This is a genomic window from Flavobacterium okayamense, assembly GCF_019702945.1.
In the GTDB taxonomy this organism is placed as follows: Bacteria; Bacteroidota; Bacteroidia; order Flavobacteriales; family Flavobacteriaceae; genus Flavobacterium; species Flavobacterium okayamense.
This window is the reverse complement of record NZ_AP024749.1, coordinates 2,272,921-2,284,572: the sequence shown is the minus strand read 5'-3', so window position 1 is coordinate 2,284,572 and position 11,652 is coordinate 2,272,921. Positions and strand designations below refer to the sequence as shown.

10 protein-coding genes are annotated in these 11,652 nt (G+C 27.9%); 6 read left to right on the top strand and 4 right to left on the bottom strand.

From position 1 onward, the window contains the following. Positions 1–17: 17 nt before the first annotated feature. Positions 18–539, bottom strand: coding sequence for a DUF7935 family protein (locus KK2020170_RS10665; protein ID WP_221258319.1), 522 nt, complete (start codon positions 537–539; stop codon positions 18–20). A gap of 127 nt (positions 540–666) precedes the next feature. Between KK2020170_RS10665 and KK2020170_RS10660 the strand changes: the two genes are divergently transcribed. The 4 genes from KK2020170_RS10660 to KK2020170_RS10645 all read left to right on the top strand — a co-directional run bounded on the left by KK2020170_RS10660 (position 667) and on the right by KK2020170_RS10645 (position 5,883). Next, the gene (locus KK2020170_RS10660) at positions 667–2,997 is read left to right on the top strand and encodes an ATP-dependent helicase (RefSeq protein WP_221260037.1); all 2,331 of its coding nucleotides are present in this window, start codon (positions 667–669) and stop codon (positions 2,995–2,997) included. Between the two features lie 83 nt (positions 2,998–3,080). Beyond that, on the top strand, positions 3,081–3,701 hold the full coding sequence (locus tag KK2020170_RS10655) for an L-threonylcarbamoyladenylate synthase (RefSeq protein ID WP_221258318.1): 621 nt from the start codon (positions 3,081–3,083) through the stop codon (positions 3,699–3,701). A gap of 95 nt (positions 3,702–3,796) precedes the next feature. Beyond that, the gene (locus KK2020170_RS10650; protein WP_221258317.1) at positions 3,797–5,158 is read left to right on the top strand and encodes a sensor histidine kinase; all 1,362 of its coding nucleotides are present in this window, start codon (positions 3,797–3,799) and stop codon (positions 5,156–5,158) included. Continuing rightward, positions 5,155–5,883, top strand: a complete 729-nt coding sequence (locus KK2020170_RS10645) for a LytR/AlgR family response regulator transcription factor (protein ID WP_221258316.1) — start codon at positions 5,155–5,157, stop codon at positions 5,881–5,883. The genes KK2020170_RS10650 and KK2020170_RS10645 overlap by 4 nt, the downstream gene beginning before the upstream one ends. A 47-nt stretch (positions 5,884–5,930) precedes the next feature. On the opposite strand, the gene KK2020170_RS10640 is transcribed toward KK2020170_RS10645, so the two are convergent. The 3 genes from KK2020170_RS10640 to KK2020170_RS10630 all read right to left on the bottom strand — a co-directional run bounded on the left by KK2020170_RS10640 (position 5,931) and on the right by KK2020170_RS10630 (position 8,279). After that, complete coding sequence (locus tag KK2020170_RS10640; RefSeq protein ID WP_221258315.1) at positions 5,931–6,767, bottom strand: OmpA/MotB family protein; 837 nt, start codon at positions 6,765–6,767, stop codon at positions 5,931–5,933. Between the two features lie 75 nt (positions 6,768–6,842). Then, positions 6,843–7,838, bottom strand: coding sequence for a glycosyltransferase family 2 protein (locus KK2020170_RS10635; protein ID WP_221258314.1), 996 nt, complete (start codon positions 7,836–7,838; stop codon positions 6,843–6,845). After that, positions 7,839–8,279: a type I restriction enzyme HsdR N-terminal domain-containing protein gene (locus KK2020170_RS10630; protein WP_221258313.1), complete on the bottom strand. Its 441-nt coding sequence runs from the start codon at positions 8,277–8,279 to the stop codon at positions 7,839–7,841. A gap of 62 nt (positions 8,280–8,341) precedes the next feature. Between KK2020170_RS10630 and holA the strand changes: the two genes are divergently transcribed. Beyond that, positions 8,342–9,346, top strand: coding sequence for a DNA polymerase III subunit delta (gene holA, locus KK2020170_RS10625; protein WP_221258312.1), 1,005 nt, complete (start codon positions 8,342–8,344; stop codon positions 9,344–9,346). 54 nt (positions 9,347–9,400) lie between these two features. Then, the gene (locus tag KK2020170_RS10620; protein WP_221258311.1) at positions 9,401–11,641 is read left to right on the top strand and encodes a response regulator; all 2,241 of its coding nucleotides are present in this window, start codon (positions 9,401–9,403) and stop codon (positions 11,639–11,641) included. Positions 11,642–11,652: the final 11 nt, after the last annotated feature.

The following is an 11,652-nucleotide window of genomic DNA, read 5'->3' as shown; positions in this document are numbered from 1 at the left end:
TGATTGGGATTTTTTATTTAAAAAACTCTTTTCAATTCTTCTTTTAAGTAGGCAATTGCAATATCACTAGCGACTTCATCTGTAGCAACTTCATCAAAAATTGCTTTTCGCATTTCTTCGGCTGTTGTAATTCCTTCAGTGATAGACTTAGTTCTAATCAAAGTCATAATACTATTTTTAGCTTTTAGAACAGTTTCCCAACCTTCATTTGAAATGTAAACTTGTTGGGTAATATTATGTTCGTATTCCGTTTGTATAGAATGAATCAATAATGTAGCGTAATTTTGTGCATCTAATCCATTAGGCTGAATACGTAACAATAATTGAACTGGATTAATTCGTTCTAAGAACAAAACGATTCTTTCATACGCTTGTAAACGCAATGGTAAAGATTGTTTCTGATTTTCTTTTAATAATTCAAAACGCCTTCTGCTTTCTTCATTATTAAAATATTTTGTAAATAAAACAAATGCCGTTCCACCTGTAATTAATGCGGGTAACGTATAACTTGCTAATTCTATAATTTTATTTGTATCCATCGTTTTCTAAATTGTTACACAAATTAAAACGAAACGAATTGAAATTGCAAAAAAATAGTTAATAACTTCATTTGTAAGTGCAATAAGCAAAGCTTATTTTTGTAGTTTAGAAGATTTAAGACTTATGATGCAACAATATATAGATCAATTAAACGAAGCCCAACGAGCGCCAGTTCTTCAAAAAGATGGTGCTATGATAGTTATTGCAGGAGCAGGTTCGGGAAAAACTCGTGTATTGACTATGCGAATTGCTTATTTAATGAGTCAAGGTGTTGATGCCTTTAATATCTTGGCTTTAACATTTACCAATAAAGCAGCTCGCGAAATGAAAAATCGTATTGCGAGTATTGTGGGTAATAATGAAGCTAAAAATCTTTGGATGGGTACTTTTCACTCGGTTTTTGCTAAGATTCTTCGTATTGAATCTGAAAAATTGGGTTATCCATCAAATTTTACGATTTATGATACACAAGATTCGGTTCGTTTAATCGGGCAAATTATCAAAGAAATGCAACTTGATAAAGATGTTTACAAGCCAAAACAAGTGTTGGGTAGAATTTCTTCTTATAAAAACTCATTAATTACCGTAAAGGCTTATTTCAATAATCCTGAATTGCAAGAGGCCGATGCGATGAGTAAAAAGCCACGTTTAGGCGAAATTTATCAAAATTACGTAGAGCGTTGTTTCAAATCAGGTGCAATGGATTTTGATGATTTGTTGTTAAAAACAAACGAACTTCTAAATCGTTTTCCAGATGTTTTAGCGAAATACCAAGACAGGTTCAGATATATTTTAGTTGATGAGTATCAAGATACGAATCATTCTCAGTATTTAATTGTGCGTGCTTTGTCTGATAGATTTCAAAATATTTGTGTTGTTGGTGACGATGCTCAAAGTATTTATGCCTTCCGTGGCGCAAACATCAATAACATTTTAAACTTTCAAAAAGATTATGATGAAGTAAAGATGTTTCGTTTAGAGCAAAATTATCGCTCTACCAGAAACATTGTTGAAGCTGCTAATAATATTATTGATAAAAATAAAACGAAACTTGAAAAAGTAGTTTGGACCGATAACGATGAAGGTCCAAAAATTAAGGTTCATAGAAGTTTAACTGATAGTGAAGAAGGACGTTTTGTTGCTTCAACTATTTTCGAACAGAAAATGCAAAATCAGTTACCAAACGGACATTTTGCAGTTTTGTATCGTACAAATGCGCAATCGCGCTCTATTGAAGATGCTTTGCGTAAAAGAGATATTCCCTATAGAATTTATGGCGGACTTTCGTTTTACCAACGCAAAGAAATTAAAGATGTTTTGGCGTATTTGCGTTTGGTAATTAATCCGAAAGATGAAGAAGCGTTGGTACGTGTAATCAATTATCCAGCACGTGGAATTGGTAATAGCACGGTTGAAAAATTAACAGTTGCAGCCAATCATTACAAGCGTTCCATTTTTGAAGTAATGGAACATATTGATAAAATCGATTTAAAGTTAAATGCTGGAACAAAAACTAAATTAAACGATTTTGTAACAATGATTAAAAGCTTCCAAGTGATTAATGAAAATCAGGATGCTTTTTATTTAACCGATCATGTTACCAAGAAAACTGGTTTAGTTCAAGAATTGAAAAAAGACGGAACACCAGAAGGAATTGCTCGTATTGAAAACATTGAGGAATTGCTAAATGGTATAAAGGATTTTACAGAAGGGCAAAAAGAAATAGATGGAGCAAGAGGTGCTTTATCTGAATTCTTAGAAGATGTGGCGCTTGCAACTGATTTAGATAAAGATACTGGAGATGAAGATAGAGTTGCACTTATGACCATTCACTTGGCGAAAGGATTGGAGTTTCCTCATGTTTTTGTTGTAGGAATGGAAGAAGACTTGTTCCCAAGTGCCATGAGTTTAAATACACGTAGCGAGTTAGAAGAGGAGCGAAGATTGTTTTATGTAGCCCTTACACGTGCTGAACATCAAGCCTATTTAACGTATGCACAATCTCGTTATCGTTGGGGAAAATTAGTAGACAGTGAACCATCACGTTTTATTGAAGAAATAGACGATAAATTTTTAGATTATTTGAATCCAGAAACAACTAGTTCGTATCGATACAAGCCCATGATGGATGTTGATATTTTTGGAGATATTGATAAATCGAAACTTCGTTTAGCAAAACCTGTTAATAGCAAACCACCAGCATATTTAAATACAGAAGCAAACAACAAACCTAATATTCGTAAATTGAAACCTGTTTCTGGAATTAAAACACAAGCTAATAATTTATTTGATACCAATTTAGCTGTTGGAAATGTTGTAATGCACGAACGTTTTGGAAAAGGTGAAGTGATTAATTTAGAAGGCATTGGTGGCGATAGAAAAGCAGAAATTAAGTTTGATGTTGGCGGTGTTAAAAAATTATTGTTGAAGTTTGCTAAGCTTGATGTGATAGGGTAGAAATGTTTCAAGTTTGAAGTTTCAAGTTTGTTTTTTCATTAACTTTAAACTAATTAAACCTGAAACTGAACAAACAAAAAAAGATGTCAGAATTTATAAAAATATACGAAGACAAACCTAGTGAGGCAGCAATTAAAAAAGTAGTTGAGGTTTTGCGCAATGGCGGATTAGTAATTTATCCGACAGATACTGTTTATGGTTTAGGTTGTGATATTACCAATTCTCGTGCGTTAGAGAGAATTGCAAAAATTAAAGGTGTTAAACTAGAAAAGGCTAATTTTTCATTTATATGCTACGATTTGAGTAATATTTCAGATTATATTAAGCAAATAGATACTTCTACATTTAAAATTTTAAAAAGAGCTTTACCAGGACCGTATACTTTTATTTTGCCAGGAAATAACGATTTGCCAAAAGAATTTCGTAAAAAGAAAACTGTTGGTATTCGTGTTCCCGATAATAATATTGCTCGTGAAATTGTTAGAGTTTTAGGAAATCCTATTGTTTCAACATCGATTCATGATGAAGATGAGGTTTTAGAATATTCTACTGATCCTGAATTAATCTTTGAAAAATGGCAAAATAAAGTCGATTTAGTTATCGATGGTGGTTATGGCGATAATGTAGCTTCAACGATAATCGATTTATCGGGTTACGAACCAGAAGTTGTTCGTGAAGGAAAAGGTGATATTGATATTTTATAATTCATTCACTTCCAAAAAGACCTCATTCACTATCTTTTTTTTCCTTTATTTTTTTGGAATAAATACTTTTGAAATGAATTTTAAATCAATTTAACATGAAATCATATCAATCGTTTTTATTGTTTTGGTTGTTACCATTTATTATTTTTATTCCTGTAATTGTATTGGATAACAATTATAGTTTTTGGTCTGTTTTAAATAGTAAAATAACTTTTTTTACTTTAATTTATTTTGCAATAATTTCATTTACTAATGTAAGAATTACAAGATATTTAGAATCATTTAGATTTAAGGAAAAGAATAAAATATTATTATCTTCTCTTAGTTGTTTTGTATTTGTATTCATTTTTTCAATTGGTTTTCAATTAATTTATCAGAAAAAAATTAATCTTTTTCCTCCATTTTTTCAAGGATTAGTTGCGATTGGGGTTTTTCTAATTGAATACTTAATGGTGAGATTATTTAATAATGAAAAGGAGAGTAATTTGGATTTTAGCTTTAGTAAGTTTTTTTATGTTAAATTACTGCTTTTTGTTTTTTTTGTAGACTTTCTATTTATTTTTCTATTAACATTTGACACTTTCATTAATTTGAAATTACTAGATTATTACGATCATATTAAATTTTTTATACCATATTTAATTAGCGTTGTTATTCTTTCATTTTTTGGAATTCTATTTACAAATAAATTAAAAATTAATACAGTCATTAAAGTTGTTTTAGTTTCTATATTCACTTTTTTGATTCTTCAAATTTTTAATATTGTAAAGTATAGATTTCATTTTGGATTAGTTTTGAATTTTTTTATGATAAGTTTGTTTTCAACTTGTATGATATATGGATTGTTGTACTATTTTAAACAAAAAAAGAGTATAGGTAAATTAAAACTCCAAAACATTCAGAAAGATGCACAATATCAGGAATTGAAAAATCAAATTAACCCTCATTTTCTTTTTAACAATCTAAATACGTTAATTTCTTTTATTGAAGTAAATCCAACAAAGGCAATTGATTTTGGTCATAATTTAGCTAATGTTTATAGGTATTATTTAAAGAAGCAAGAAGAAGATTTTGTTTTTCTTAAAGATGAATTATTGTTTATTAAAGAATATCTTGAAATTTATAAAGCAAAGTTTGAAAATGGATTTAATTTTTCAATCTCTGATGAATTTGATAGTAATCAATACATTTTATCTTCTTCAATACAAGAATTAATTGATAATATTTTTAAACATAATTGTTTAGATGAAGATAATCCGATAAAAATTAATATTTCTATTGAAAATTCATTTTTAATCATTTCAAACACATTAACTTCTAAATTAACGACAAACTCTAATAATCTAGGTTTAGATAACATTAATAAACGATATGAAATTTTGACAAATTCTTCAATTATTGTATCAAAAGAAGAAAATAGATTTAATGTTAAATTGCCAATTTTAAATTTAAAATGACAGCTGTAATTATAGAAGATGAAATTCCGTCAGCTAAGTTTTTGGAAAGACATTTAAAAGCTTTTGATTTTCAGGTTTTAATAGTTTTAAAGTCTGTTAAAAATGCTATTAAGTGGTTAAATGAAAATACCCCTCCCGATATTGTTTTTATGGATATTAAACTTGGTGATGGATACAGTTTTGAAATATTGCAGAAAGTAGAAATTAACTCAAAAATTGTTTTTACAACAGCTTTTGATGAATATGCGTTAGATGCATTTAATTATAACTCGATAGATTATTTATTAAAGCCGATTAGTGAAGAAAAAATAAAAAAGTTATTAGAAAAAATAGAAACATTAAAATCAGGTTTTCTTAATGAAATTAATTGGTCTAATTTTAATAAAGTAGATTATTTAAATTCATATTTGGTGAATGTAGGTCTAAATTTAAAAAAAGTATTGACAGACGATATAGTATATTTTATTAGCGAAAATAATTCAACTTTTATTTATACAAATGAAAAAAGACATTATTTAATTCAAAAATCATTAGAAAAAATCGAAAACGAAGTTGACCCAATTACTTTTTTCAGAATTAACAGAAAATATATAATTAATAAGAAATACCTTTTTTCAATAAAAAACACTTCACAAATTTTAATAAGGGTTCTAAATTCTGAGAATGATTTTTTAACAGTAAGTAAATCTAAAAAGAAATCATTTCTAGATTGGTATAATAAATAAAAAAAGCTTCCAATTTGGAAGCTTTTTTTATTTATTGTTTTAATTTATTATTTACCGTCTAAGTTTTTCATTTCTTTTTCAATCATATCATAGAACTGATCGATTTTTGGCATAATAATGATTCTAGTTCTTCTGTTTTTTGCTCTATTAGCAGGAGTATCATTATCAACTAAAGGAATGTAAAAACTTCTTCCAGCAGGAATTAATTGCTTAGGATTAACTTTAAAATCTTGTTGTAAAACTCTAACAATAGACGTTGATCTTTTTACAGATAAATCCCAGTTGTCTAATAATACAGCATTTTTAATAGGCACGTTATCCGTATGACCTTCAACCATACATTCAAAATCTGGTTTGCTGTTAATTACTTTAGCAACTTTACCTAAAACATTTTTAGCATTATCGCTAACCATATAACTTCCTGATTTGAATAATAAATTATCGGCAATCGAAATCATTACAACTCCTTTTTCAACATTTATATTAATATCTGGATCGTCGATACCAACTTCACGTTTTAAACTTGTAACTAAAGCTAAAGTAACGCTATCTTTTTTTGTTAAAGCATCTTGTAAACGCGAAATTTTAAGATCTTTTTCTTTAAGGCTTTCTAATGATTTCTCAAGATTTTCAGCACCTTTAGTAGTTAAAACAGTTAATTCTTTAGAACTGTTAATTAAATCGGTGTTGTTTTTCTTTAAATAATCTACTTGACTTGCTAAAGCATCTTTTTCAGTTAAACAGCTGTTTAACTTAATTGTTGCTGTATTTAATAAGTCCTGAGTTTCTTTTTGCTTTGCTTCTAGTTCTGCGAATTTCTTTTTTGAAACGCAAGAAGTTAATGTTAATGATAGTGCTAAAGCAGATACAAATAATTTCTTCATACTAATAATAAGTTTTCAATTACAAAATTATAAACAAACTTCAATTTTATTAACGTTTCAATAGCTAAACTATTGTTAAAAAATTTCAGAATATTTACGTTTATTTTTTGCAAAGTACAAATAAACTATACTATTGGTTTTATAATATTTTGGGAATTGTTTACAAGATCTTTTTCTAATAAATTTTGAAAACGATAAATAAAAATAAAAATGTGATTTCAACACAGCCCAAAGATGTTTTGGTTTTCCATCGATGAGAAATTTTATACCGGCAATTCCATCTAAAACCATACGAAAACATAATCTTGAAAATAATTTTCCTTTTGGAAGGTTTTTAGCCATCATCCAAAGGGAATTTCTAAAATTTAAAAATGTTTTTTGGGGACTACCAGTTTTTAAAGTTGCGCCACCTACGTGATATACTTTCGATTCTCCGTTGTATTTTATTTTATAGTCTAAGTTATGCGCTCGCCAACATAAATCTATTTCTTCTTGATGGGCAAAGAAATCTTCATCAAAACCCTCTAGTTTTTTAAAAACTTCATTTCTAATAAACAAACAAGCGCCACTTGCCCAAAAGATGTCAATAGTATTATCGTATTGTCCTTTATCTTCTTCTAAAGTTTCAAAAATTCGGCCTCTACAAAAAGGAAATCCATATTTATCAATAAATCCGCCTGCAGCACCCGCATATTCAAAATGAGTTTTCTTTTTAAAATCTAAAATCTTAGGTTGAATGATTGCAGTATTTGTTTCATTTTCAAATTGAGTTAGAATAGGAGTAAGCCAATTCTCAGTAACTTCAATGTCACTATTCACTAAAGCTAAAATAGGTTCATCTACAACTTTTAAAGCTTCATTGTATCCTTTAGCAAAACCAAAGTTTCCAGTATTCTGAATACGTTTAACTGATGGAAACTCTTCTTGTAAAACTTCAATTGAATTATCAGTAGAGGCATTATCAGCAACGTAAATTGTCGCTTCAGGTGAATACTGAATTACCGAAGGTAGAAACTGACGCAATAAATCTGCACCATTCCAATTTAATATAACAACTGCTATTTTATTCATTTAAAATCTTGGTAATTCTTTCAAGAAAATATATTTCTCATTTTCAAAATCCATTTGACAAAAATAATGATTCAAGCCGTTAGTAACCATTAAATTTTCGGCATTTAAAACTAAATTATATTGTGCAATTTGATCAAAGGTCTGTTGCGTAATGTTAACTTCGGGTGCTTTACATTCTACTAATAAGAAAAAAGAACCATCATTTCGAAAAACTACAATATCATAACGCTTGTTAATTCCGTTTACTTTTACCAACTTTTCTACATTAATCAATGATTTTGGATAATACATTTCTTCAATAAGATAATTTACTACATGTTGGCGAACCCATTCTTCCGGAGTTAAAAGCAAAAACTTTTTTCGGATAACATCAAAAATAAAGGTTTTATTTTCACTATTTTTGAAGCGAAACGAATAGTTAGGAAAGTTGAGTTTTTGCATAGTTCAAAATTAGTTAAATATTATAAACTGCCAACTTTTTACTGAACACTGAATACCTAAAAATGGACGAAGTCATTCAAATAACGAAAGATATAAAAGCGGGAAACATAAAACCGATTTACTTTTTCATGGGTGAAGAACCTTACTATATTGATAAATTAACGGAATTTATTGAAGATAATATTCTTACCGAAGATGAAAAAGGATTTAACCAAATGGTTTTATATGGTAGAGATACTTCCATTGAAGAAGTAGTTTCAAATGCGAAGCGATTTCCAATGATGGCTGAACGTCAGGTTGTAATTGTTAAAGAAGCTCAGGAACTTTCTAGAAATATAGAAAAATTAGAAACGTATGCCGAAAATCCGCAACCTTCAACGGTTTTGGTTTTTGCTTATAAATACAAAACACTCGATAAACGTAAAAAAGTAACCAAGATTTTAGAAAAATCAGGAGTTGTTTTCGAAAGTAAAAAACTATATGAAAACCAAGTTGGCGATTGGATTAAAAGGGTTTTAAGCGGACAAGGATATTCGATAGAACCCAAAGCTGCTGCTATGCTAGTCGAGTTTTTAGGAACCGATTTGTCTAAAATTAGTAACGAACTCGATAAATTGAAAATTATTTTACCAAAAGGTCACATAATTTCGGCAAAAGATGTTGAAGAAAACATCGGTATCAGCAAAGATTATAATGTTTTCGAATTACGAAAAGCTATTGGTGAAGGAAATCAATTAAAAGCTTACCAAATTATCGAATATTTTTCTCAAAACCCAAAAGACAATCCATTGGTATTAACTATCGGACAAGTTTTTGCTTTTTTTTCTAACCTTTTGCAGTTTCACGGATTAAAAGATAAATCGAAAAGAAATGTTGCAAAAGTTTTAAGAGTAAATCCTTTTTTTGTTTCTGATTATGAGCTTGGAGCTAGACGATATCCTATGAAAAAAGTGAGTAGCATTGTCGCTAAAATGAGAGAATTAGATGTGAAAAGCAAAGGAGTAGGCTCTTCTTCAACAACGAATTACGATTTGATGAAAGAAATGCTTATTCATATATTTAATTAATAGTTTTGTTCTTTACATAAAAAGGTGTAAATTTAAGTTTACATACTTGCGCTAATGAACCTAAACTATTTTAAAAACAGCAACTTACTTGCTAGAAATTATGTATTTATAATTTCTTTGTTTTGTTTTTTTAGTAGCAATTCTCAAAATTATAGTTCAGACAGTTTATCCATTTTAAATTTTAAAAGTGAAATTTCAAAAGCTGAAGACCTTATAGCAGTTAAAGAAGGTAATTCCTATCAAGAGGGCATTGATTTGTTTAATAAAATTGAAGGACAAATTAAAGCTACAAAAGACACTTTACTTTTACTTGATTTTTATAAAATTCGAACCGAAAATTATTTTCAAAATTTTGATTATGAGAATTCACTTACATATATTTTGAAAGGATTTCGCTTGAATAAGTCCTATAAAAGTCCAAAATATCTAGGTATTTATTATGAACTTTTAGGTGTAATTTATTATTCCCTGGAAAAGGATGAAGCTCGAAATATTGCATTTTTAAAAGCTGAATATTATTTGAGAAATTATGGTTCTAATGAAGAAAATATAGACATAAATTTTAATCTAGCTGTAATAAATAAAGATGCTAAAAATTGGGATGAAACCGTTAAATATTCTCTTCAGTCACTTGATTTAATTACAAAAACTCAGAAAGCATTAGTTAGAAGAAAATATTTATATGCTTTTTTAGCGGAGTCTTATTTGAATCTTGAAAATTTAAGCCAAGCAGATTATTATTTGAATAAAATTGAAAGCGATATAAATTTTGCAAACGATAAACTGTTATTAATTGCTTCTTATTATGGTTTAAAAGGAGTTTTATATCAAAAGAAAGGAAAGTATAAAGAAGCGTCGTCTTTGCTGCAAAAATCTAATGAGGCTTACAATAAATTATCATTTGAAAGAACAAAACAAATTAAAGCTTCTTTAAAAGAGAAGTCAAATTTTCAATTACAAGAACTAGAAAATAAAAAAATTAAAAGAGAAATTGAACTCATTGAAACTAATAATAGTTACAAAAATATTTTAATAGGATTAGGGGCAGTTTTATGTCTTTCTTTACTGATTTTTTCATTTATTCAGTATAGAAATTCACATTATCGAGCAAAAATGAATCTATTATTACAAAAGAAGAATAATGAATTACAAGAACGAAATATTCAAATAAAAGCTGCACTTAATACAAAAAATAAATTTTTAGATACCATTACTCATGAATTAAGAACCCCTTTAAATTCAATTAAAGGTGCATCTTTTTTATTAAGTAAAGAAAATGAAAATAATGACTTTTTAGTGGAAACCTTAAACTTTTCTTCGGATTATCTTCTAAACCTTATAAATAATGTTATTGAGATTAATATTTTGGATAAATCTGATGAAATAACAATTCATAAAAACACATTTAATATAAATAGTTTACTATTAAATTGCTCAAATTCTGTAAGTATAAATAAGAAAAAAGAAGTAGAAATTATTACTGATATTAATCCTAATGTTCCAAGAATAGTAATTGGAGATTCTTTCAGATTAAGTCAAGTATTGATTAATTTATTAGAAAATGCAATAAAATTTACAAAAGAAGGCTTTGTTAAAATTAAAGTTCATAAAGTTAGTCAAACAGGAGAGAAGGTTAGGTTAGGATTTAAAATTAGTGATTCAGGAATTGGAATTAAAGAAAAGAATATTAAAAAAATTTTAGAACCATTTAAACATGCTAGTACTAAGGTTAAAGAAGAGTTTGGAGGTTCTGGATTAGGACTAACAGTAGCAAATAAAATTTTACATGCTTTAAATTCTCAATTGGAAATAAAATCTAAAAGTAATGAAGGAACTGAAGTTTTTTTTGAATTAGATTTCATAACACAAAATGAAAGCGATAATATCGAAACTCTAAAACCTTCTGAAGAATTTTCAGACACTAATGATATAAGAGTTTTATTAGTAGAAGACAACAAAATAAATCAAGCAATTACTCAAAAAATATTACAATCAAAAGGATTTAAATGTGATGTAGCTAATAATGGATTAGAAGCTTTAAATAAAGTTATCGAGGATGATTATTCATTAATTTTAATGGATATAATGATGCCGGTTATGGATGGTTTTGAAGCATCTGAAAAGATCAATAACATAAAACCTTATATCCCAATAATAGCATTAACCGCTGTTTACGAAGAAGTAAATAAAGATAAATTTGAAAAAGCTAAAATAAAAGAAGTTTTGAATAAACCCGTTAAAATTGACGTATTATATAAAACGGTTTTAAAAAATTTAAATATAACTAACCTTTAAAATAAATATTT